This is a genomic window from Oryzibacter oryziterrae, from assembly GCF_021864535.1.
GTDB classification, from domain to species: Bacteria; Pseudomonadota; Alphaproteobacteria; order Rhizobiales; family Pleomorphomonadaceae; genus Pleomorphomonas; species Pleomorphomonas oryziterrae.
Window position 1 is genome coordinate 203,665 of record NZ_JAKJIC010000006.1, and the last position, 23,200, is coordinate 226,864.

Below are 23,200 nucleotides of genomic sequence, written 5' to 3' on the forward strand. Positions count from 1 at the left end.
CGCCATGGCTGACATCATCCGCGACCTCAAGGCTTTTTCGTCCAATCCGCTGAAATCGAGCCAGCCGCTGGGGGCGGCCTTCGCCTTCATGGGGGTGGCCAATGCCATGCCGCTGTTCCACGGCAGCCAGGGATGCACCTCCTTTGCGCTGGTGCTGTTCGTGCGGCATTTCAAGGAGACCATCCCGCTGCAGACGACGGCGATGGACGAGGTGTCGACGGTGCTGGGCGGCGCCGATCATCTGGAAGAAGCCATCGTCAATCTCAAGAACCGCACCAATCCCTCGCTGATCGGCGTGTGCACCACGGCGCTGGTGGAGACGCGCGGCGAGGATTTTGCCGGCGATCTCGCGCTGATCCGCGAGCGGCAGAAGGAGTTGCTTGGCGAGACGCGAATCGTGCTCGCCTCGACGCCGGATTTCTCAGGGTCGATCGAGGAGGGCTGGGGCAAGGCGGTGAAGGGGATGATCGAGACGATCACCGGTCCTCAGCCGTTGCGTCGCAATCCCAGGCGAATCGCCATCCTGCCGGGCTGGCACCTGACGGTGGCCGACATCGAGTTGATCGCCGAACACGCGGAGATGTTCGGGCTTGAGGCGACCATATTGCCCGATATCTCCGGCGCGCTTGACGGCACGGTGCCGGGCAAATGGATCCCGACCACCTATGGCGGGTGTCAGGTCTCCGACATCGAGACGCTGGGCGAATGTGTCCATACGATCGCCATCGGCGAGCATATGCGGGGGGCGGCGGAGGCTCTGAAGGCCAAGGCGGGCGTGGACTATACGCTGCTGCCGACGCTGACGGGGCTCAAGGCCTCAGATCGCTTCGTGACGCTGCTGGCCCGGATCTCGGGGGCGGTGGTGCCGGCCAAGCTGCGCCGGCGGCGGTCGCAGCTGTGCGACGCCATGCTCGATGGACACTTCCATTTCGGCGGCAAGCAGGTCGCCATCGCTGCCGAGCCCGATCACCTCTACATGCTCGCCTCTTTCTTCAGTGAAATGGGGGCGACGACGTCGCTTGCCATCGCCTCGACGGGCGACAATCCCATTCTCGCAAGCGTACCGGCGGAGACGGTGCGGGTCGGCGATCTCGGCGATTTCGAGGATATGGCGGGCGGCGCTGATCTTCTCGTGACGCATGCCCATGGGCGGCAGGCGTCGGAGCGACTGGGCATCCCGCTGATGCGTGTGGGCTTTCCGATCTTTGATCGGCTCGGCACGCAGCACAGGAAGTCGGTCGGCTACGAGGGGACGCGCGACCTGATCTTCGAGGTGGCCAACATTTTCCAGGGCGCGCGCGTGGAGCCGACGCCCGACAGCCTCAATCCGTTCCGGAACCGGGAGACCCATCATGACAGCCGTTCGTCGCCTGAGCCTCGTCGACACTGAGGCCGGGGAAGCCAAGCCGGAGCGCCCGCAGGGGGCGGTGCGCATCGCCATCGCCTCGCGCGACATGAAGAGCCTGAATGCGCACTTCGGCTCGGCGCCGAAGTTTGCGGTCTATGACGTGACCAAGGATGGCTGGAGCTTCGTCGAGGCCATCACCTTCGACGATACGTCCGACGAGAGCGGCGCGCACAAGACCGAGGGCGATGATCGCATCACGCCGAAGGTGGAGGCTTTGACCGGCTGCCACCTGCTCTTCTGCCTCGCCATCGGCGGACCGTCGGCGGCCAAGGTGGTGGGGGCGAAGATCCATCCGATCAAGGTGCCCAATGCCTCGCCGATCGAGGAGGTGCTGGAGCGCACGCGCACCATGCTGAACGGTGCACCGCCGCCGTGGCTGCGCAAGGTGCTGGCCGAGGCCGGCGTCGGCGCGGCAAAGGCCGACTTTGAAGACGATTGAGAGCCTGACCCGATACTCTACTGGGCCGGGCATCTGGCTTCGCTTTCTGCGCTTCCGGTGCTCACGAACGTCACGTTCGCTCCGCTCCGGTTCTCGAAACCATCGCCACCTGCCGCAGCCCAGCGAATTTCAGATCAGGCTCTAGGTCTAGAGATTGAACCCGTGGAGACATCGACATGACCGACACCCTTGCCGAGGCCCCGGTTGCCGGGCTCGACCATCCCTTCGTGAAGGCGCTGACGCGCATCGTCCGGGCCGAGGACAGCTATGGCAGCTGGGAGAAGCTTTCCGACGACGCGGTGCTGAAGGACTTCATCGTCACCAAGGAGCAGCGCCGCGAGATCCCGATCATCGACGATCCCGATCCGGACGTGCTGTGGCGGGTGGAGAAATTCTACGCCGCAGTCGGCCTCGCCATCGAGATGGCGACGGGCAAGATGGCCTCGCCGATGATGAAGATGAGCCATGAAGGCTTCGGCCGCGTGCAGCTGACAACGGGGCGGCTGGTGGTGATTTCCAAGACGCTGCGTGATGTGCATCGCTTCGGCTTCGAGACCTTCGAGAAGCTGGGCGAGGCGGGCCAGAAGCTGGTCGACGAGGCCAGGCTGCTGATCGAGAAATTTCCGGAAGTCGCCGATTACTGAGCGCATAGCGCCCGAGCCGACCGGCGAGGCGGCCCGCATGGGCCGAAGGAGACCCAAGCGCATAGCGCCCGAGCCGACCGGCGAGGCGGCCCGCATGGGCCGAGAACCAAAAGGATCCCAAATGTCAGACATCGAGACCCTGAAGGTCGAAATCCGCAAGCTGTCGGCCAAGGCCACCAATGCCAAGATGAACCTGCACGACCTCTCGGAGGAGCTGCCGGTCAACTGGACGTCGATCCTGTCCGTCGCGCAGGCGACGCATGATGCCTTCGCGGCGCTGGACGCCGCGCGCAAGCAACTCACCGCACTGGAGAACGCCTGATGGCCGAGTTCAAGACCCTCGATGGGCGGCCGTGGATGCCGCAATATCTCACCTCGATCGACGGCAGCACCTGCATCGGCTGCGGCCGCTGCTACAAGGTGTGCTCGCGCGACGTGATGCATCTGCATGGCGTCAACGATGACGGCGAGATCCTGGGCAAGGTGACCGAGGATGATGACGACGACTTCGACGGCGAACTCAACCGCAAGATCATGGTGGTGGACGCCGGTGGTGCCTGCATCGGCTGCGGCGCCTGCGCGCGCGTCTGCCCGAAGAACTGCCAGACGCATGTGGCCGCCGACAAGGTAGCCGCCTGACGCCGGCCCGGAAAATTCACCGGCGCGGGCAGCTGGCTTCGAGGCCGGCACCTCGGCTTTTTCTGAATGGCTCCCCCAAAGCCAACTCCCCGACGCGCAAGCGCCGGGGCTTTTTCATTGGAAGTTGGGCAGGAAGGGGATGACGGTGGCGCCGGCGAGATCGGCGGCTTCCTGCTGACGGCGGGCCTCGACGGCCTGGCGGCGGGTGGCGGTTTCATTCCACCAGTCGCGCAGCACGCGCAGGCGACAGGCGAGCAGCGTGCCGATGCCGCCGGTGAACTTCAGCCAGTCCTCCACATGGCGCCGATGCACGGCGGTGAGGAGCGGAATCCCATAGGCGGCGACGGGGCCGTAGCACTCGGCCAGCCCGCCGCCGGCAATCTCGGCATCGCCGAAGCGCGGAACGAAGGTCAGATCCGTGGCAGCGCCGACCGAACGGCGGATGCGGGTGCGGGCGTCATCAAGGATCCTGTCATCAAGGCTCCAAAGGCGCGACTTCAGCTGGTGGTCCTTGCGGAACAGGAAATGCTCGCGAGTCATCAGGTCGACCAGCGTGGCATAGGCCGCATCCGGGTCTTCACAGGGTTGCTGCACCAGGCCGCCGACACAATGATTGGTGCTCATCAGTTCGTCGGCAAAGAAGCACATGAGGTGGTCGATGGAGACGCCGTCATCGTAGACGATGGCTGCCAACTCGAAGGCGTTCAGCCGCGACGCGGCGTCGTGGGCGGGGAAGCGGTCGAGAATGCGACGCGTCATGGCGATCTCCGGCGTGTCCCTGTCAGGAGCCCGACATTTGCTTGGCGGGACAGGTGGCATCTGGCGACGTTGCAAGCCGCACACCATGAGCCCTGCCGAAATCGCATGAGTCGAGCGCGGTCTTGTGCGCTATGGTTTTAGCTATATAACGTAAATCAAGCGCATGAAATCAAGAGGTTTCCGACCATGAAATTGTCGGCACGCAACGTGCTCAAGGGAAAGATCGTTGCCATCACCAAGGGCGCGACCACGACCCATGTGAAGATCGAGATCGTCGACGGCATGCTGGTGACCTCGTCGATCACCAATGAGGCCTGCGAGGATCTGCGGCTGGAGATTGGCCAGGAAGCCGCGGCGATCATCAAGGCCTCCGACGTCATCATTGGTGTGGAATGATCACGCTGGCCGACATCGAGCGCCTTCTCGAAGAGGACGCGGGCGGCGGTGACGTCACCACCGAGGCGCTGGGGATCGGGGCACTGCCGGGGCGCATGGAGTTCCGCGCCCGCGGAGCCATGGTTCTCGCCGGCATCGAGGTGGCGGCGCGGATGATGGCCGGACTCGACGTCCAGATTCTGGTGCGTGACGGGACCCTTTGCGCGGCGGGGCAGCCGCTGCTGACGGCGCGCGGCACGGCGGGCGAGTTGCACCGGGTGTGGAAGGCGGCGCAGACGCTTCTGGAGATCCTCTCCGGAATAGCCACGGCGACGCGGGAGCTGGTGGATGCCAGCGCTGCCGTCAATCCCGATGTACGCATTGCAACGACACGCAAGACGGTGCCGGGCGTGCGGCGATTGTCGCAGCTGGCGGTGAAGGCGGGCGGCGGCATCCTGCATCGGCAGGGTCTGGGCGAGACGGTGCTGGTGTTCGATCAACACCGGGTCTTTCTCGACGGCTGGGACTTCAGGGCGATTCACGCGCAGCTGCGGGCACAGCAGCCGGAGAAGGCGCTGGGCATCGAGGTGGCAAGTGTCGAAGACGCGCTTGAGGCGGCGGCTGCCGGTTTTGACGTGATCCAGCTGGAGAAGTTCAGCCCTGCGGATGTGGCGGCTTTGGCGGGCAAGATCGGGGTGACCAAGCGGCCCCTGCTGGCGGCGGCCGGCGGCCTGTCGCCCGAGACTGTCGGTGCCTATATCGCTGCGGGTGCCGGGCTGATCGTTACCTCCTGGCCCTATACGGCGCGGCCGCGCGACGTGGCGGTGACCTTGCATAGGGGCTAACACTTATGACGTGCTCGTGGTGCGCAACGGGCACGGTGATTGCGCTGATGGCCTCATGTTCCCGGCCTTTCCGGACGAACGCCGCTTGCGGCGTCGGGAAGCCGACAGGAGATGAAGGAGGCCTGACATGCCCACGACATTTGCCAGCCACTATGCCTCGCTGCGCGCCGCGCAATGGCCGACGCGCACGGAGGCCGACGCCTTCGACAATCACGTTCTCGCCTCGGCGCTGGCGGCGGCGCTGACCGAGGTGGATCGCGGCGAGGGCTCGCTTGCCGATGGGCTCGGCTTGAAGCCCGGCGAGATAGGGCGGTTGCTGGACCGGCGCTTTCCAATCCTGCGGCGGGCCGCGCTGGAGCTCGAGTGGATGGCGGAGAGCCCGGCGGATGATGAAGAACTGATGCTGCGCGAGCTGCTCATGGCCCATCGTTCGGGCCGCGAACCGCTGTCGAGCTGGCTGGCAGTGATCATCGCGCGGCGGGCGATGCGGGCCGATCATCTGTGGCAGGACCTCGGCCTTGGGAGCCGCGACGAACTCAACCGGCTGCTGAAGACGCATTTTTCCGTGCTGCATGCCGGCAACACGAGGAACATGCGCTGGAAGAAGTATTTCTATCGCGTGCTCTGCGAGGAGGAGGGCTTCTCGCTCTGCACCGCGCCGTCCTGCAGCGTCTGCACGGATTTCCAATCCTGCTTCGGCGAGGAAGACGGCATGAGCCGCATGGCGGAGCTGCGCCGGCAGTTGACCGTGGCGGCGTGAAGCCCGCCCGCCGGGGGGAATCGCGACATGTCGGATTCCCCACCTTTGTCGGCTTCCGGACAAGGGCTGATTTCAAGAATATAGTAGCAATATCAAATAATTACATGTTGGCACGGCCTATGCAAAACCCCTCATCAGACACTCGCATCAGAGGGGTTCAGACCATGATCCAGTTGACCGACACTGCCGTGACCGCCGTCAAGACCGCCATGTCCCGCGCCGCCAATCCGGCGGAAGGCCTGCGCATCATGGTGCAGGCGGGGGGATGCGCCGGCCTCAAATACATGATGGGCCTCGAATCGGCGGTGCGCGACGGCGACATCGTCATCGATCAGGACGGCGTGAAGCTGTTCGTCGATTCCGACAGCCAGGCGCATGTGGCCGGCATGACGGTGGATTTCATCACCGGGCTCGAAAGCTCCGGCTTCATCTTCAACAACCCCAACGCCCAGTCGAAGTGTTCCTGCGGCAAATCCTTCAGCTAAGCGACTGACCAGAAATTCTACTGGCGTGGACATCTGGCTTCGGCTTCTGCCTCACGCCAGCGAATTTCAGCTCAGTCGCGGCGTCGTGCTGCAAGCGCATTTCAATCTTTACGGACGGAGACCGAGGCGATGTGGGATTATACCGACAAGGTGAAAGAGTATTTCTTCGATCCCAAGAATGCCGGCGTGCTGGAAGAAGCCAATGCCGTTGGCGAAGTGGGGGCGATTTCCTGCGGCGATGCGCTGAAGCTGATGCTGGCCGTCGATCCCGAGACCGAGGTGATCACGGCGGCCAAGTTCCAGACCTTCGGCTGCGGTTCGGCCATTGCCTCGTCGTCGGCGCTGACCGAGATCATCATCGGCAAGACGCTGGAAGACGCGCTCAAGATCAGCAACCAGGATATCGCCGATTTCCTTGGTGGGTTGCCGCCGGAGAAGATGCATTGCTCCGTCATGGGCTATGAGGCGCTGCAGGCGGCTGTCGCCAACTATCGCGGCGAGGAATGGCAGGACGATCACGAGGAAGGCGAGCTGGTCTGCAAGTGCTTCGGCGTCGACGCCGGCATGATCGAGCGGGCGGTGCGCGCCAACAAGCTGACGACGCCCGAGCAGGTGACCTTCTACACCAAGGCCGGTGGCGGCTGTCTCACCTGTTTCGACAAGCTGGAAGAGGTGCTCGCCAGCACCAATGCGGCGATGGTGACCGAGGGGCTGATCATGGCCGAAGAGGCCTATCGCCTCGGTTCGGTGGATCCGCGCCAGCTCAAGACCAAGGCCAAGCCGGGAGCGGCCAAGCCCAAGACGGATATCGACCAGGTGATGGCCAAGCGGCCGCCGACCGCCTCGGCCATGCCGCCGGCTTCGGCCGTTGCCGCTGCGCCGTCGCTCGCCTCCACCGGGCGGCTGACCACGGTGCAGAAGATCCGCCTGATCGAGGAGGGGCTGGAAGAGGTGCGGCCCTTTCTCAAGAAGGATGGCGGCGACTGCGAGCTGATCGATGTGGACGGCTCCAACGTCTACGTGAAGCTCTCCGGCGCCTGTACCGGCTGCCAGATGGCCTCCGTCACCATCAACGGCGTGCAGGAACGCCTGATCGCCAAGCTCGGCATGCCCCTGCGCATCGTCCCCGTGTCGTGAGGAGGCCCCCCATGAGAACCGTCTATCTCGACAACAATGCCACCACCGCCGTCGACCCGGCCGTGCTTGAGGCCATGCTGCCCTATTTCACCGAGCAGTTCGGCAATGCCTCGTCGATGCATGCCTTCGGATCGGCGGTGGGCGCGGCGATCAAGGCGGCGCGCCAGCAGGTGCAGAAGCTGCTTGGCGCGGAGTTCGATCACGAGATCGTCTTCACATCAGGCGGCACGGAGAGCGACAACATGGCGATCCTCTCGGCGCTGGAGGCGAGCCCGGAGCGGGACGAGGTAATCACCTCGGCCGTCGAGCATCCGGCGATCCTGTCGACGCTGGCGCATCTGGAAAAGACGCGCGGCATCAAGGTGCACGTGATCCCGGTCGACAAGAAGGGCATGCTGGACATTGCCGCCTATCGCGCGGCGCTGTCGGAGCGGGTGGCGCTGGTCACCTTCATGTGGGCCAACAACGAGACGGGCACGCTGTTCCCGGTTGTGGAACTGGCGGAACTGGCCAAGGAGGTCGGCGCGCTGTTCCATACGGACGCGGTGCAGGCGGTGGGCAAGATCGCCATCGATCTCAAGTCGACGCCGATCGACATGCTGTCGCTGTCCGGCCACAAGCTGCATGGCCCCAAGGGCATTGGCGCGCTCTATGTCAAGCGCGGCGTGCGCTTCCGCTCGCAGCAGAAGGGCGGGCAGCAGGAGCGCGGCCGGCGGGCGGGCACGGAGAATACGCCGGGCATCGTCGGTCTGGGCAAGGCGGCGGAGCTCGCCATGCTGCACATGGACGACGAGGCGACGCGCGTTGCCGCCCTGCGCGACCGGCTGGAAAAGGGCATCCTGCAGCGCGTGCCCTCCTGTTTTGTTACCGGCAATCCGCATGAGCGTCTGCCGAACACGGCCAACATCGCCTTCGAATATATCGAGGGTGAGGCGATCCTGCTGATGCTGAACCGGGCCGGCATCGCGGCGTCGTCGGGCTCGGCCTGCACGTCGGGGTCGCTGGAGCCGAGCCATGTGCTCAGGGCCATGGACATCCCCTACACGGCCGCGCATGGGGCGACGCGCTTCTCCTTCTCGCGCTTCAACACCGACGCGGACGTGGATCACGTCATCGAGGTGGTGCCGGCGATCATCGACAAGCTCAGGGCCATGTCGCCCTTCTGGGCCGGGGCAAACGAAAAGGCGAAGGATTTCAAGCCGGTTTATGCGTGAAGACCGGCCTTGCTCCTCTCCCCTTCGTGAGGGAGAGCGTGGGACTCAGGGGATCTCAGCCCCGACGAGACGGTAGCGATGGAAGGGTAGTTCCGTGACAGCATCGGTCTTTCTCAACGACACGACCTTGCGCGATGGCGAGCAGTCGCCGGGCGTGGCGTTCACGGTTGCCGAAAAGCTGGCGATCGCCGAGGCGCTGGCGGCGGCGGGGGTGCCGGAGATCGAGGCGGGAACGCCGGCCATGGGGGCGGCGGAGCGGGATGCCATCAACGCCATCGTCGGCCTGGCGCTGCCCTTGCGGGTGATGGCCTGGTGCCGGATGACCGAGGGCGACCTGATCGCCGCGCTGGACACGGGCGTCAGCGTCGTCAACCTGTCGATCCCCATGTCCGACCTGCAACTGGCGGCCAAGCTTGGCATCGGGCGGGAGGAGGCCTTGCGGCGCATCCGACGCTTCGTGCCAATGGCGCGGGACTTCGGCTTTGAGGTGGCGATCGGTGGCGAGGATGCCTCGCGCGCCGATCCCGACCATCTCGCACGCGTGGCCGAGGCGGCGGAGGAGACGGGAGCGTTCCGGCTGCGGCTCGCCGATACGGTGGGCGTGCTCGATCCCTTCTCGACTTATGACATGGTCGCGGCGCTGAGCCGGCGCAGCTCGATCGCTCTCGAGTTCCACGGCCATGACGATCTCGGCATGGCGACGGCCAATACGATCGCGGCGATTCGCGCCGGGGCGCGGCATGCGTCGGTGACGGTGCTCGGCCTTGGCGAGCGGGCCGGCAATGCGGCGCTGGAAGAGGTGGCGGTGGCGCTGGTGCGGCTCGACGGTCATTCCACGGGCATCGACATGCGGGCGCTGCGACCGCTGGCCGAGACGGTGGCGGCTGCGGCGGCGCGGGCGATTCCGCCGGCCAAAGCGGTGGTGGGCGGCGACGTGTTTTCGCACGAATCGGGCATTCACGTGGCCGCGCTGCTGACGCAGGCCGAGACCTATCAGGGGCTCGATCCGGCGCTGTTCGGGCGCAGCCACAGCATTGTCGTCGGCAAGCATTCGGGCACCAAGGCGATCGCGCATGTGCTGGCGCAGCGGGGGATTGCATTGAGGCCGGAGATCGCCGGCGCGCTGACGGAGGCCGTGCGCCTTCAGGCAACGCGCGCCAAGCGGGCGCTTACAGCAGGCGAACTTGCCCACCTGCATGCGCGCGTTGCTGCCGACAGCTGCGGCGATCCCACGCGGAGGACGGAGCCATGAGCGACGTTGCGGCCTCGGTCACCCCGGTGGTGGTGGCGCGCAAACCCTCGCTCTGGCGGATGATCGCCGAGGATCTTCGCTGCGTGACGTCGCGCGATCCGGCGGCGCGCGGCGGCATCGAGACCTGGCTTGTTTATCCCGGCGTGCACGCCATCATCTGGCATCGGTTCGCCCATGCGCTCTGGGGTGCGGGCTGGCCTTTTGCCGCGCGGTTCCTGTCCTGGCTGGCGCGGTTCCTGACTCAAGTGGACATTCATCCGGCGGCGACCATCGGGCGGCGCTTCTTCATCGACCATGGCGCCGGCGTGGTGATCGGCGAGACGGCCGTGGTGGGCGATGATGTGACGCTCTATCACGGCGTGACGCTCGGCGGCGTGTCCTGGCGGCCCGGCAAGCGGCATCCGACGCTCGGCAATGGCGTGCTGGTGGGGGCCGGGGCGAAGATCCTCGGACCGATTCACATTGGGGAGGGCGCCCGCGTAGGCGCCAACGCTGTGGTGATCGAGGACGTGCCGCCCGCGATGACTGTCGTGGGCATTCCCGGTCGCATCGTCCGTCCGAGTGAAACCCGGCGGCGGCTGGGTGACGGACGGATCGATCTCGACCATCACCTGATGCCCGACCCTGTCGGCGAAGCGGTGGCGGCGCTGGTCGACCGCATCGATTTCCTGGAGGTGCGCCTCGCCCATCTGCAGGCGCGCCTCAATGATCATAGCGACACCCAAACCGAGGAGACTGCCCCATGAGCTGTTCCACCGACGATCGCCCGATCGACGTCACCGACATTCTGGCCCGGCTGAAGGCATTGTCCTCGGCCGAAGACTTCTTTGCGGCGCTGAACGTCAAGTATGACCGCAAGGTGCTCGATGTCTGCCGCCTGCATGTGCTCAAGCGCATGGGCGAGTATCTGAAGACCGAGGACTTCGACGATCTGCCCGATCGGGTGATCGCGGCGCGGGCACGGGCGACGCTGCAGCGGGCCTATGACGACTTCGAGACCTCGTCGCCGCTCAAGCAGCGGGTGTTCAAGGTGCTGAAGGATCACGATCCCGACCGTCCGGTGTCGCCGGGTGCGGCCTTCGTCTCCTTCGACGACATCCTGCAGCCGATCAAGCTCGACTGATCGCGATGTGTCAGCAATTCAGGCTTGTTAAGGAAAGCGGGTCTATGATAGGAGGGCGTGAAATCAACGGGGCGATGCACATGTTCGACCGGGCTGATCTGCGACGACGAACCACCGGACGCGGTACTCCGCGCTTCCGCCTGATGTCGTGCGCCTGATCGGACCCTGCGGCCAGTGAGTGCCGGACCCGAGCCGAGGGCGCCCAAACCCTGCTGCCCCGGTGTCCTTTCATGACCGTCGTTGACCTTACCCTTGCCAAGCTTGCCCAGGACTTTGCCCTCGAGGATGTGATCTTCCGCGCGGAAGTCGCCTCCGATCACGCGGCGATCGAACATATCCACGATGTCACCTTTGGACCGGGGCGCTATGCGCGGACGGCGTTCCGGCTGCGGGAAGGCTTTCCGACCGATGCGGCCACCAGTCTGGTGGCGGAGTTCCGGGGACAGGTGGTCGGCTCGGTGCGGCAGACGAAGATCGTGATCGGCAACAGCCCGGCCCTGCTGCTGGGGCCGCTGGCTGTGCTGCCGGAGATCAAGAGCCTCGGCCTCGGCAAGTCTCTGATGCGGCTGACCATGGACGTGGCCCGGCGCAACAATCACAGCCTGATCCTCCTGGTGGGCGATCTGCCCTATTACTGGCCGTTCGGTTTCCGGGTGGTACAGCAGGGCAAGGTGGTCATGCCCGGTCCGGTCGATCCGGCGCGGCTGCTCTGGGCGGAACTGGTTCCGGGGATCACGGCCGATGTGGCCGGCGCGGTGCGGGCCGTGGCCTGACCTCGGCCCCAGGTGGTTCATGTGACCAGTCTCAACCGCGCCTTCCGGCGGCGTCAGTGATCGTACCAGGGCGAGGTGGCCACCTTGCCGTAGGTGGCGAGCACGTCTCCCTGGGTCAGTTCCCGGCGTTTCAGCTCCATTTCGCTGCGGGCGATATAGTCGCGTGTGATGGGCACCACGTCGTTCCGGCGCGTGAGCTGGAACTGGTAGACCACCACGTCCAGGAAGCGAAAGGCGGCCTCGGACATGGCGAGATAGGCTTCCCACATGAGGCAGAAGCGCTCGTCATAAAGCGCCAGGGCCTTGTCGCGATTGGCGAGGAACCGCGCCCGCCAGGCGCTCAGCGTCTCGGCATAATGATGCCGCAGCACTTCCACATCGGCCACCATCAATCCCGCCCTCTCGATGGCGGGCAGCACCTCCGACAAGGAGGGCAGGTGGCCGCCGGGGAAGATGTAGCGGGTGATCCACGGGTTGGTGATGGTGGGCGACGAGGTGTGACCGATGGTGTGCAGGAGCATGACGCCGTCCTCCGCCAGGAGATCGGAGGCCTTGGAGAAGAAGGCGTCATAGTGCTTCGGACCCACGTGTTCGAACATGCCGACGGAGACGATCCGGTCGAAGGAGCCGCGAAGCTTGCGATAGTCTTCGAGTTCAAAGTGGACCTGGCCGAGCGCCTTGGCCTCGGCGCGCTTGCGGGCGACGATCAGCTGTTCGGAGGAGAGCGTGATGCCCTTGACGGCACCGGCTTCGCCGATCTCGGCAAGGTACAGCCCCATGCCGCCCCAGCCGCTGCCGATGTCGAGAACGGAAACACCCGGGCGCATCAGGAGCTTGGCGGCGATGTGCCGGCATTTGGCGCGCTGGGCTTCTTCCAGCGTGGCGTCCGGGTGATCGAAATAGGCGCAGGAATATTGGCGGTCAACGTCGAGGAACAGTTCGTAGAAGGCCGCGTTCAGGTCGTAGTGATGGGCGACGTTGCGGCGTGACCGGACGAGGCCGTTGTGGCCAACCAGCCGGTGGCGCAGGGTTCGCAGGGCGGACAGGACGCGCCGCGTGGTGGTCTGCCGGGAATCGAGACGGTGCTGCAGAACGAGTTCGAGGAGGCCGTAGAAGTCGCCCTGATCGACGGTCAGGCGGCCATCCATGAAGAGCTCACCCAGCTTCACTTCCGGGTCGCGGATCAGTTCATCGATGGCTTTTCCGTCGGTGAAGGCGACGTCCACCTGGGGCGACTGGCCATCGCCGACAGACCAGGATCGGCCTGAGGCCGCGTGCACGACCAGCGTGCCACGGGTGACGAGACGTTCGAGAAAGGACTTTAGGGCGCGTTCCGTCCAGTTCATGTTGGACTCCCATGAATGGTTACATGGAATGGAACGCAAGTGTCCGACTGAATTTCCCCGAGGGCGAATCAAAAACAGTTGATTGCCTTTGATGAAGATATTTGCGTGCCTGCTGCGGAGACTTGGCGGTTACTTGCCCTCGCGCCACCACAAGCCGCCAATGGCAAGGAGCAGCACGGCGAGACTGGCGAGGCCGACGAAAAGGTCGGTCTTGCGGACGCCCGCGACTTCATAGGCGTCGGTGGTCTTGAGACCGATCCAGTCGCTGCCGGCATGGGTGGTGGCGGTGCCGGATTCGACAATGACCGAAGGCACTTGCAGCGGATCGTCGGCGTGTTCGCGCAGGCGGTGAACGCTGCCGCCGGTCTCGGTTGCGAGCGGGGTCAGCGGCTCGGGGGTGGAGATGAGCGACTGGAACTCGCGCGGGTCGACCGGACCGATATGGGCAAGGGCGGAGAGGGTGCCGTCGGTGGCCTTGTAGAGGCCGAGATCGGGGGCGGGCAGGGTGGCGCGATAGAGGCCGGGGGCGGCCTCGTGCAGGTTGGCGGCAACCGCCTTGGCCGCGTTGGGATAGGTGACGGTGACGGGCGAGACCTTGTCCTTCAGCGTCTGGCGCTCGATGACGAGATTGCCGTCCTCGCCGTGGATGCGCAGGGATTCCTCTTCAAGATCAGGCTCCTTCATCAGCCAGTGGGCGAGGTTGCGCAGGAGTTCCACATGCGGCCCGCCGCCTTCGAAGCCGCGCGCCCACAGCCAGACCTGGTCGCTGAGCAGCATGGCGACGCGGCCTTCGCCCTCGTGGGAGAGGACCAGCAGGGGCTTGCCGTCGAGGCCGGTCATGATGCGATCGCCTCTATCCCCGTCCGCCTCGATCTGGCGGAACCAGCGGGACCAGGCGGGGGGATTGGCGGTGCCGCCCGGCAGGTCACGGGTGACGGGGTGGCGTAGACCAAGCGGGCTGACGGTGGGGACGAAGGGCTGTTCGAGGACGTTGCCGTCCGGAATGACCGGCAGGATCGGCGCCAGCGGGCTGTCGTAGACCGTGTCCGGGTTGAGCGGATCGGGGCCGGCGGCCATCAGAAAGGCGCCGCCTTCGGCGACATAGCGGGCAATATTGTCGAAATAGATGAGCGGCAGCACGCCGCGCTTCTGGTAGCGATCGAAGATGATCAGGTCGAACTGCTTGATCTTCTCGTCGAACAATTCGCGCGTCGGGAAGGCGATCAGCGACAGTTCGTTGATGGGTGTGCCGTCCTGCTTTTCCGGTGGGCGCAGGATGGTGAAATGCACGAGATCGACCGAGGCGTCGGACTTCAAAAGATTGCGCCAGGTGCGTTCGCCCGCGTGGGGTTCGCCGGAGACGAGGAGAACGCGCAGGTTCTCGCGGATGCCCTCGACGATGGCGACTTCGCTGTTGTTGACCGGGGAAAGCTCGCCGGGGAGCACCGGGGCGGAGATTTCGAAGATGTTGTGGCCGGCGTGGGTGATGTCGACATCCACGGATCCGACCTGTCCCGGAGCGAGCTGCAATGTCGCGATGACGTCGCCATCGCGCCGGACCGTGACGTCCACCATGTCGCCGTCAGGTAACCCTTGTCGCACGGGGCCCTGCTGGTCGACGCGGAAGCTCAGGGTCTGCCGGGATTTGACCAGTCCGAACTTCGGAACCGAGACCAGGACCACGCGCCGATCGAACTCGTCGGCGTTGCCGGTGATGAGGGCGTGGATGGGCGCGTCGAAGCCGAGGGCGGCCTTGTCGCGGGGGATGTCGTGCACCTCGCCATCGGTGACGGCGATGACGCCGGCGATGCGCTCGGGCGGCACGTCGGAGAAGGTGCGGGCGATGTCGGAGAAGAGGAGCGTGCCCTTGCCGGTGTCGGTGCCGCCGGCGTCGACCTGACGTACCTCGATGCCGGGCTGGCGCTTCAGGCGATCGACGAGGGCCTTGACGGTGGCGTCGGTGTCGTCGGTCCGGCTGCCGATGGACTGCGAGGCGCTGCGGTCGGCGACGATGGCGACCACGCTTTTCAGCGGGGTGCGGTCCTCGGCGACGATGGAAGGCTTGCCGAGGGCGGCGAGCAGGAGCGCGAGCGCGAGGGCGCGCAGAAGCGCGCCGGGCTGGCGGCGCCAGAGGGCGAAGAGCACCAGCGCCAGTGCCAGCGCACCGGCGGCGGCCAGTTGCCAGAGCGGGAACAGCGGATCGAAGGCCAGGGACCAGCTCACCGGACAACCTCGCGGAACGTGGACAGGTCGAGGGCGGCGTTGCGGATCATTGGCCGAGCCTTTCCAGGAGGGCCGGGATGTGGACCTGATCGGACTTGTAGTTGCCGGTCAGCACGTACATGACGATGTTGACGCCGGCGCGGAAGGCATAGTCGCGCTGCATGGCGGTGCCGGGGACCAGGGGATAGAGGAAGCTGCCGTTCTCGTCGGCGGCCCAGCCACCGGCGAAATCATTGCCGGTGATGATGAGCGGCGACACGCCGTCACCGGAGCGGACGGGACGCGCAGAGCCGTCGGCCATGGGATCATCCTCGGCGGTGCTGGCTTCGACCCAGAGGGGGGAGCCGTCATAGCGACCGGGGAAGTTGTTGAGCAGGTAGAAGGATTTGGTGAGCACGTGGTCGGCCGGCACCGGCTCGAGCGGCGGAATGTCCATGGACGAGAGCATGTCGCGCAGGCGCAGCTGTTCGGGCGAGGCGGCGCCGGCACCGCCGGGCAGGGCGGTCATCTGGTCTCGGGTGTCGAAGAGGACGGTACCGCCCGACTTCATGAAGGCCTCGACGCGGGCCATGGTGTCGGTGGACGGTGCGGCGCTGGTGGCGTCGATCGGCCAATAGAGCAGCGGATAGAGCGAGAGATCGTCACGAGCCGGGTCGACGGCGGCAGGTTCGCCCGGTTCCAGCGAGGAGCGGGAGGCGAGATATTGCGACAGCGCCCAGAGGCCGGCCCGGGTGGTCTCGTCGATGGTGGTGTCGCCGGTCTTCACATAGGCGAGGCGCGTCTTGGCGAGCGCTTCGATGATGGCCTGGTCGGCCGGGGCCATCTCGGCCTGCGCCGGCGGGGCGAAGGGGCTGGCAAGACCGAAGAACAGCAGCGCGAGCGCGGTGACGACCGGCGCGGCGCGGCGGCGGCTGAGGCGACCGGTCAGCCAGAGAATCAGGAGGCCGTCGACAAGGAGCGCGAAGAAGGCGGCGGCAAGCAAACCCGGCGTCAGCGCGGCACCGCTGTCGGTCCACAGCTGGCCGGTGCGGACATTCGCACCGATGGGGCCGAGATCGAGCGGCACATAGGGCGTCTCCGGCGTGAAGAGGTTGACGGCCCGGAAGCTGTCGTCGCTGCCATAGAGACCGGGCGGGGTCTGGCGGCTGGCGCGGGTCTTGTCGACGCTGCCGCTGGCAAGACCATGCACGGCCGACGGGGCGGGACCGAGGCGGCCGTAGCCGTCGAGCACGGTGAGCGGCGGCAGCAGCGTTTCGCCCTGCGGCTTGGTGGCGGTGTTGGTCGGGGCGGCCTTGCCGTGACCGAGGGCGACGGCGCGGCGCAGCATGTCGACGAAGGCGCCGGAGATGGGCAGGTTGGACCAGCGGGTGTCGGCGGTGACATGGAACAGCACCAGCCAGCCGGCGCCGACCCGGCGGGCGGTGACCAGCGGCGTGCCATCGGCGAGACTGGCCCAGGTGTGTTCGTTGAGATCGAGGGACGGTTCGGCCAGCACCTGGCGATCGACGGTGACGTCGTCGGGCACGGGCACGTCGAAGAAGGGGCCGCTCTCGGCGAAGGGGCCGAGATGCTGCGGCTTTTCCCAGGAGAGCGAGCCGCCGAGGATGCGGTCGCCGCGGCGCAAGGGCACCGGCACCAGCGGATCGTCGGCGGCAGCAAGGCGGGGACCTGAGAAACGGATCAGCACGCCGCCATCGGTCATGAAGCTGTTGGCCACCGCGACTTCGGCGTCGGTGAGCTTGCCGACATCGGCGAGCACCAGGGCGGCGACGCCTTCGTCCACATAGGCCTTGATGGCGTCTGCCACCGACTGGGTGGCGGCGGGGCGAACGTCGGCGAAGGGCTGGAGCGCCTTGGACAGGAAATAGTCCGGGGCGATCAGCGGCTGGATACGGTCGAAGTTGGCGCCGGTGAGAATGCCGACGGTGCGGCGGCGCCAGCTCTCGTCGAGCAGCTGCACGCCGGAGGCGGAGGATTGGCCGGCGATCTCGGCGCGGGCGACGTCGTTCTTGAGTTCGAGTGGAATGTCGAACCGGGTGGTGGCGTCGAGCGCACCGGGCGCGAAGGAAAAGCCCTTCTCGTCGAGCACGCGGCCCTTGCGATCGAGCAGGCGGAGCGCGCCGGTCGACAGGCTCGACACGGAAACGCGGCGCAAGGAAGCGGCGACGCCGGTGCCGTCCTGCACGACGCGGATGAGCGCCAGCGGGGCAGGCCGGGTGCCGTCGATCACCAGCAGCGGGATCTGCCCGGCGAGATGGCTGAGGCCGCTGAACCAGGCCTGCGCCGAACCATTGCCGGCGGGCTCGGCGACATAGGCGATCTCACCCGGCGCGCGCACTGCCGCTGCTTCGCCGAGAGCGGGCAGAAGTTCGCTGCGATCGGGGAACCAGGCGCGCGGCGCCACGGCTTCCAGCTTGCGCAGGGCAGTGGCGGCGGTGGCCGCGGTGAAGTCCTTCTGCGGGCCGTCGGCGGTGGCGATCAGCACGACGGGGCGATCGGCGGCGTCGGCGGCCTCCAGGATGGTCTCGGCGGTGGTCTTGCGCGCGTCCCAATCGGGGGCGGCGGCAAAGCCGTTGTCAATCACCAGCCAGAGCGGGCCGGTGCCGGTGAGGGCGATCGGGTTGGGGCGCCAGATGGGACCGGCCATGGCGAGGATGATCAGGGCCGCGATCAGCAGGCGCAGCAGCACCAGCCACCAGGGCATGCGCGAGGGCGTCTCGTCGATGCGGCGGATGTCGAGCAGCAGGCGCAGCGGCGGAAAGACGACCGTGGACGGACGTGGCGGGGTGACGCGCAGCAGCCACCAGATGGCCGGCAGGGCGGCAAGGCCGAGCAATGCCCAGGGGGCGGAAAAGGCGAGCGGCAGCCAGGCGATCACGGGCGGTCTCCCTCCCGGTCGGGTTGATCGCCACCGGCCAGGGCGGCGGGGGCGGCGGACAGGCGGCCGTGCAGCGACAGCAGGAGCTCGGCGGCGCTTCGGTCGGTGCGGTGCACGATGAAGCTCCAGCCGGGCGCGCGGGCCACTTCGCGCAGCTCGGTACGGTGGGCGGCGAGGCGATCGAGATAGTCCTGCCGCCAGGCTTCCGCCCGACCGGCGGTCAAGCGCTCGCGGAACTCCGGCGCGCGAAACTCGGTGCGGCCCTCGAAGGGAAAGGTTTCCTCGACGGGGTCGAACACCTGGATCAGATGCACTCGGGCGCCGATGGCGCGCAGGCGGTCGAGATCGGCTTCCAGCTCGGCGATGGGGGCAAGGAAATCGCTGAAGATCACCACGTCATGCCAGCGGCGGATGCTGTCGCCGGCGGGACGAGCCGCATCCTGCGGCAGCGTGACGAGGCGCTGGGCCAGACGCTCCACCGCATGGCGGCTGGCGACCGGCAGGCGCTCGCCGATCAGGCCGACGCGCTCGCCGGCGCGGGCCAGCAACTCGCAGAGGGCGAACATCAGGAGCAGGCCGCGATCGCGCTTGGTCTCGCCGGAATAGGCCGAGCGGAACTGCATGGAGGGCGACAGGTCGGTCCAGAGCCAGACCGTATGGGCATTCTCCAGCTCGCGCTCGCGCACGTAGAGCGTGGTGTCGTCGCGGGCCGATCGGCGCCAGTCGACCATGCGCATGGCTTCGCCGGACAGGAAGGGACGGAACTGCCAGAAATCCTCGCCGACGCCGGGACGGCGGCGACCATGCCAGCCGGCCGTGACGGTGCTCGCCACCTGACGGGCGTCGACCATCAGATCGGGCAGGGCCGCAGCCAGCGTGCGGGCGCCGGCCAGGTCCTGTGGTCCGAAGGAGCCAATGAGGGCAGGCGCCGTCTCGTCCATGTCAGGCCATCTCGGAGACGAGATCGGCGATGACATCCTCGACGCCGATGCGGCGGGCGCGGGCCTCGAAGCTCATGGCCATGCGGTGCTTGAGCACCGGTGCGGCGAGGGCGGCAACGTCGTCGATGGAGGGCGCATAGCGGCCGTCCATCAGGGCGCGGGCGCGCACGGCCAGCATCAGCGACTGGGCGGCGCGGGGGCCGGGCCCCCAGGCGATGTCCTTCACATGCTTGCCGACGCCGGAGCCGGGACGGGCAGCGCGCACCAGATCGAGAATGGCCTCGACGACGCTGTCGCCGACGGGGAAGCGGCGCACCAGCGTCTGCAGGCGGGCGAGTTCGCCCTCGGTGAAGACGGCTTCGGCGCGGGCTTCCTGGTCGCCCGTGGTTTCGATGAGGATGCGCTTTTCCGTGTCGCGGTCGGGATAGGCGACGTCGATCTGCAGCAGGAAGCGGTCGAGCTGCGCCTCGGGCAGGGGATAGGTACCTTCCTGCTCCAGCGGGTTTTGCGTCGCGAGCACGTGGAAGGGGGCGGGCAGATCATAGCGCTGGCCGGCGATGGTGACGAAGCGCTCCTGCATGGCCTGCAACAGGGCCGACTGGGTGCGCGGGCTGGCACGGTTGATCTCGTCGGCCATGACCAGCTGGGCAAAGACGGGGCCCTTGAGGAAGCGGAAGGCGCGGCTGCCGTCGGCGGCCTGTTCGAGCACTTCCGAGCCGAGGATGTCGGAGGGCATCAGGTCGGGCGTGAACTGGATGCGGCGCTCGGAGAGACCGAGTACGGTGGCCAGCGTCTCGACCAGCTTGGTCTTGGCAAGGCCCGGCACGCCGACCAGAAGGCCGTGACCACCCGACAGCAAGGTGACCAGCGCCTGCTCGACCACCTGTTCCTGGCCGAAGATCACGCGGCCCACAGCGGCGCGGGCCGCCTTCACCCGATCGAAAGCCGCATCCGCCTCGGCAACGATCGCCGCCTCTCCGTCCCTCATGTCATTGGTCACGCTGTCCATCCCCGTCTTCGCGAAAGGTTTGATGTCAGTCGCAGTTTGACATCACCGACCCTGCGGCGCATCTCATTTCGTCGAGAGTTCCTGTCTCAGCTCTGGTTTCATCGCATGAGGCAGGCAAAATCAAGGCTCGATCCATGCAAGGCGACAAAGGGCGCGTCATGAGCGCAGAGGATGAGGCGGGTGCGGCGGACCGGGCCGGCGGATTGGCGGCGCTGATCGCACGATCGTCCCAAGGCGGCGCCAAGCCACCGGTGGAGCGCTGGCAGCCGCCGTTTTGCGGCGACATCGACATGCGCATCGACCGCAACGGCCAGTGGTTCTACATGGGCTCGCCGATCGGGCGCGAGGCCATGGTGCGGCTGTTTGCCAGCGTGCTCCGGCGCGAAGCGGATCGTTATTTCCTGGTGACGCCGGTGGAGAAGGTGGGAATCACCGTCGAGGACGTGCCGTTCCTGGCGGTGGAGATGCATTGCGAGGGCGCGGACGCGCTGCAGCGGCTGACCTTTCGCACCAATGTGGGGGACGTGGTGACCGACCCCGGTACGGACGCGGTGCGCTTCGAACTCGCCGCTGATGGCGGGCTGATGCCCTATGTCCACGTGCGTGCGGGCCTGTGGGCGCGCGCGAGCCGGGCGGTGGCCCATGAGCTGGCCGGTCTCTTCGACGAGGTCGACGGTCGAATCGGGCTGTGGTCGGGCGGGCAGTTCCACCCCGTACCCGATGCGGCGCTGGAGTGAGCGATGGCCGGGATTTCGCTGTCCGATCTGGTCGCGCGCCGTCATCGGCTGGGGCCCTTCGATCCTGAAGGTCGTGCCTTGCGCCTGCATGCGGGCGACCATGTGACCGATCCGAGCCTGGTCGATCTCGTCGACATGACCGCGCTCAAGGATGCGGCGGTGCTGCTCGGCCTCTTCGAGAGCGAGGAGGGGCTCCGGCTGATCCTGACGCGGCGGACCGACCACCTGCGCTCGCACGCAGGACAGGTGGCGCTGCCGGGCGGGCGGATCGACGCGGGCGACGCCTCGCCGCTTGCCGCCGCCTTGCGCGAGGCGGACGAGGAGATCGGGCTCGACCCTGCTGCGGTGGAACCGCTCGGCATGCTCTCGCCTTACGTGACCAACTCCGGCTATCGGGTGTTTCCGGTGGTGGCGCAGGTCGCGGGCGCCCCAGTGCTGGTGCCCAATCCCGACGAAGTGGCGGAAGTGTTCGACGTGCCGCTCGGCTTTCTGATGGACCCCGCCAATCACCAGATCGAACGGCGCCCGTGGAAGGGCATGGAGCGGTCCTATTATGCCATGCCCTATGACCGGCATCGCATCTGGGGGGTGACGGCGGGCATCCTGCGGCTCTTCTATGACGAGGTGTTCCGGTGAGTGACGCGCTGAGGCTTTCCTGCGACTTTCTGGCCGATCCCGACTTTCTCAAGGTGGTCGACGCCATCGAACGCGAGGGCGATGTAGCGCGTGTGGTCGGGGGCGCGGTGCGCAACGTGCTGATGGGCGAGCCGGTGGCCGATATCGACATTGCCACAACGGCGCGGCCCGAGGTGGTGGCCGAGCGGGCGCGGGCGCAGGGGCTCAAGGTGGTGCCGACGGGCATCGATCATGGCACGGTGACAGTGGTCGCCGGGGGGCATCCCTTCGAGGTGACGACGCTGAGGGCCGACGTGGAAACCGACGGCCGGCGCGCGGTGGTGGCTTTCACGGGCGACTGGGCCGAGGACGCGCGCCGGCGCGACTTCACCATGAACGCCATCTACATGGACCGGACGGGCCTGCTGCACGATCCGGTGCAGGGCATCGACGACGCGCGGGCGCGGCGGGTGCGATTCATCGGCGACGCCGGCGCGCGCATTGCCGAGGACTATCTGCGCATCCTGCGGTTTTTCCGCTTTCACGCCCGCTATGGAGCGGGCGCACCCGATTCGGTCGGGCTTGCGGCTTGCGTGGCCCTGCGGGCGGGGCTCGGCCAGCTGTCGCGCGAGCGAATCGGCGCGGAGACGCGCAAGATCCTGGTGGCGCCCGGCGCGGTGGACGCGGTGCGGCTGATGGAGGAAGGCGACATTCTAACCGCCGTGCTGGAGGGGCAGAGCCATGCGGCGCGCTTTTCGGCGCTGGCCGGTCTCTGGCGTGCGGCCGGGATCACACCGAGCGTCGAGGCGGGGCTGGCGGTGCTGGCCGAGGCGCCGGACAAGCTCGCCGCGGCCCTGCGCCTCTCCAATGCCGAGAAGGCCAGGCTCGAGGCGATTCTGACCTGGCGCGCGCGGCTGGCGGGGGATGGCTCCGAGGCGGCGGTGCGTCTGGCGGTCCATCGCGCCGGCAATGACGTCGCGACGGCAGCGCTTCTGGCCTGTGCGGCCGATCGCGGCGAGACCAATCTGCCGTCCTCACTCGATCTCGCGCGCCATTGGCGCGCACCGGCCTTCCCGCTCAGGGCGGCGGATCTCATCGCGCGCGGCTTCGAGCCCGGTCCGGCGGTGGGGGCGGAGCTGAGGCGTCAGGAAGCGGCCTGGATTGCGGCGGGCTACCCGGTCGCTTGGCCGTGGGCCGGCGGAGCCTAGGCGCGGGTGCGCCGAGTGTGCAGGCCTAGGCTCCGCCGGAGGGGTGCGGAGACCTCCGATCGGGGGTGGGCGGAAACGGGCGGGCGGCGAGATCGAGGCCCCATCAAGGCTTTTCGCCTTGTGCCTGGGCTTCTCTCCAAAGGGCGATATCCGCAAAGTGGCGGAGTTCTGCGGCTTTCAAGGATTTTACCAAACAGTCAACACACTGACGTTGGCTTAACTTACTGATTTTATTGGATAAACAAGATTTTTTGATTTTTTTGCAAAACCTCGTTGACAGTTCTGAGTGTGCCTTCTATAAGCACGTTCATCGACGGCGGCGCTGCGGCGACGGAGCGCTGACGGAGAGCTGTTGACCGGTGATTGACGATGAGTTGATCGGTTGGTTTG

General features: G+C 66.8%; 24 protein-coding genes. 18 read left to right on the plus strand and 6 right to left on the minus strand.

Translation table 11 applies throughout. The annotated features are described in order from the left end of the window. Positions 1–4: 4 nt before the first annotated feature. From nifN to fdxB, 5 genes are all read left to right on the plus strand, one after another. A complete protein-coding gene (nifN, locus tag L2I41_RS08880) occupies positions 5–1,390 on the plus strand; it encodes a nitrogenase iron-molybdenum cofactor biosynthesis protein NifN (RefSeq protein WP_237153177.1) in 1,386 nt (461 codons plus the stop codon). Continuing rightward, entirely contained in the window at positions 1,353–1,847 is a 495-nt protein-coding gene (nifX, locus tag L2I41_RS08885) for a nitrogen fixation protein NifX (protein ID WP_237153178.1), read from the plus strand. The genes nifN and nifX overlap by 38 nt, the downstream gene beginning before the upstream one ends. 176 nt (positions 1,848–2,023) lie before the next feature. Next, positions 2,024–2,491 (plus strand): NifX-associated nitrogen fixation protein, encoded by a 468-nt coding sequence (locus tag L2I41_RS08890; RefSeq protein ID WP_237153179.1) that lies wholly within the window; start codon positions 2,024–2,026, stop codon positions 2,489–2,491. 121 nt (positions 2,492–2,612) lie between these two features. Beyond that, on the plus strand, positions 2,613–2,813 hold the full coding sequence (locus L2I41_RS08895; protein ID WP_237153180.1) for a CCE_0567 family metalloprotein: 201 nt from the start codon (positions 2,613–2,615) through the stop codon (positions 2,811–2,813). Next, positions 2,813–3,130, plus strand: a complete 318-nt coding sequence (gene fdxB, locus L2I41_RS08900; RefSeq protein WP_390634032.1) for a ferredoxin III, nif-specific — start codon at positions 2,813–2,815, stop codon at positions 3,128–3,130. Before L2I41_RS08895 ends, fdxB begins: the two co-directional genes overlap by 1 nt. Positions 3,131–3,244: 114 nt before the next feature. Here the strand turns inward: fdxB and L2I41_RS08905 are convergent, their stop codons facing one another. Continuing rightward, positions 3,245–3,889, minus strand: coding sequence for a DUF2478 domain-containing protein (locus L2I41_RS08905; protein ID WP_237153181.1), 645 nt, complete (start codon positions 3,887–3,889; stop codon positions 3,245–3,247). Positions 3,890–4,075: 186 nt separating this feature from the next. Here L2I41_RS08905 and L2I41_RS08910 point away from each other — a divergent pair, with 186 nt between their 5' ends. The 10 genes from L2I41_RS08910 (at position 4,076) to L2I41_RS08955 (ending at position 11,853) form a co-directional block, all read left to right on the plus strand. Next, a complete protein-coding gene (locus tag L2I41_RS08910; protein ID WP_237153182.1) occupies positions 4,076–4,285 on the plus strand; it encodes a TOBE domain-containing protein in 210 nt (69 codons plus the stop codon). After that, positions 4,282–5,109, plus strand: a complete 828-nt coding sequence (gene modD / locus L2I41_RS08915; protein ID WP_237153183.1) for a ModD protein — start codon at positions 4,282–4,284, stop codon at positions 5,107–5,109. Before L2I41_RS08910 ends, modD begins: the two co-directional genes overlap by 4 nt. Positions 5,110–5,236: 127 nt before the next feature. Beyond that, positions 5,237–5,869, plus strand: a complete 633-nt coding sequence (locus L2I41_RS08920) for a nitrogen fixation protein NifQ (RefSeq protein ID WP_237153184.1) — start codon at positions 5,237–5,239, stop codon at positions 5,867–5,869. Between the two features lie 164 nt (positions 5,870–6,033). Further along, complete coding sequence (locus L2I41_RS08925; RefSeq protein WP_237153185.1) at positions 6,034–6,354, plus strand: HesB/IscA family protein; 321 nt, start codon at positions 6,034–6,036, stop codon at positions 6,352–6,354. A gap of 129 nt (positions 6,355–6,483) precedes the next feature. Then, on the plus strand, positions 6,484–7,491 hold the full coding sequence (gene nifU / locus L2I41_RS08930) for a Fe-S cluster assembly protein NifU (protein WP_237153186.1): 1,008 nt from the start codon (positions 6,484–6,486) through the stop codon (positions 7,489–7,491). A gap of 11 nt (positions 7,492–7,502) precedes the next feature. Then, positions 7,503–8,705, plus strand: a complete 1,203-nt coding sequence (gene nifS / locus L2I41_RS08935; protein WP_237153187.1) for a cysteine desulfurase NifS — start codon at positions 7,503–7,505, stop codon at positions 8,703–8,705. 94 nt (positions 8,706–8,799) lie between these two features. Beyond that, positions 8,800–9,957 carry a homocitrate synthase gene (nifV, locus tag L2I41_RS08940; protein WP_237153188.1) on the plus strand — a complete coding sequence of 386 codons (1,158 nt, stop codon included), beginning with the start codon at positions 8,800–8,802 and terminating at the stop codon, positions 9,955–9,957. Continuing rightward, entirely contained in the window at positions 9,954–10,703 is a 750-nt protein-coding gene (gene cysE / locus L2I41_RS08945; RefSeq protein ID WP_237153189.1) for a serine O-acetyltransferase, read from the plus strand. The genes nifV and cysE overlap by 4 nt, the downstream gene beginning before the upstream one ends. Further along, positions 10,700–11,080 (plus strand): nitrogenase stabilizing/protective protein NifW, encoded by a 381-nt coding sequence (nifW, locus tag L2I41_RS08950; protein ID WP_237153190.1) that lies wholly within the window; start codon positions 10,700–10,702, stop codon positions 11,078–11,080. Before cysE ends, nifW begins: the two co-directional genes overlap by 4 nt. Before the next feature lie 230 nt (positions 11,081–11,310). Next, entirely contained in the window at positions 11,311–11,853 is a 543-nt protein-coding gene (locus L2I41_RS08955) for a GNAT family N-acetyltransferase (protein WP_237153191.1), read from the plus strand. A 53-nt stretch (positions 11,854–11,906) separates the two neighbouring features. Here L2I41_RS08955 and L2I41_RS08960 read toward each other — a convergent pair whose 3' ends face one another. From L2I41_RS08960 to L2I41_RS08980, 5 genes are all read right to left on the minus strand, one after another. Then, positions 11,907–13,199, minus strand: a complete 1,293-nt coding sequence (locus L2I41_RS08960; protein WP_237153192.1) for an SAM-dependent methyltransferase — start codon at positions 13,197–13,199, stop codon at positions 11,907–11,909. 129 nt (positions 13,200–13,328) lie between these two features. After that, complete coding sequence (locus tag L2I41_RS08965) at positions 13,329–15,422, minus strand: hypothetical protein (RefSeq protein WP_237153193.1); 2,094 nt, start codon at positions 15,420–15,422, stop codon at positions 13,329–13,331. Positions 15,423–15,468: 46 nt separating this feature from the next. Beyond that, the gene (locus tag L2I41_RS08970) at positions 15,469–18,300 is read right to left on the minus strand and encodes a DUF4159 domain-containing protein (protein ID WP_237153194.1); all 2,832 of its coding nucleotides are present in this window, start codon (positions 18,298–18,300) and stop codon (positions 15,469–15,471) included. Next, the gene (locus L2I41_RS08975; RefSeq protein WP_237153195.1) at positions 18,297–19,241 is read right to left on the minus strand and encodes a DUF58 domain-containing protein; all 945 of its coding nucleotides are present in this window, start codon (positions 19,239–19,241) and stop codon (positions 18,297–18,299) included. Before L2I41_RS08975 ends, L2I41_RS08970 begins: the two co-directional genes overlap by 4 nt. Before the next feature lies 1 nt (position 19,242). Further along, positions 19,243–20,250, minus strand: coding sequence for an AAA family ATPase (locus L2I41_RS08980; RefSeq protein ID WP_390634036.1), 1,008 nt, complete (start codon positions 20,248–20,250; stop codon positions 19,243–19,245). Between the two features lie 158 nt (positions 20,251–20,408). On the opposite strand from L2I41_RS08980, the gene L2I41_RS08985 reads away from it, so the two are divergent. From L2I41_RS08985 to L2I41_RS08995, 3 genes are read left to right on the plus strand one after another with little or no spacing between them, the layout of a single operon-like run. Further along, positions 20,409–20,987: a DUF1285 domain-containing protein gene (locus L2I41_RS08985; RefSeq protein ID WP_237153196.1), complete on the plus strand. Its 579-nt coding sequence runs from the start codon at positions 20,409–20,411 to the stop codon at positions 20,985–20,987. Between the two features lie 3 nt (positions 20,988–20,990). Further along, positions 20,991–21,623, plus strand: coding sequence for an NUDIX hydrolase (locus L2I41_RS08990; protein ID WP_237153197.1), 633 nt, complete (start codon positions 20,991–20,993; stop codon positions 21,621–21,623). Next, entirely contained in the window at positions 21,620–22,810 is a 1,191-nt protein-coding gene (locus L2I41_RS08995; protein ID WP_237153198.1) for a CCA tRNA nucleotidyltransferase, read from the plus strand. The genes L2I41_RS08990 and L2I41_RS08995 overlap by 4 nt, the downstream gene beginning before the upstream one ends. The last annotated feature ends 390 nt before the right edge of the window (positions 22,811–23,200 follow it).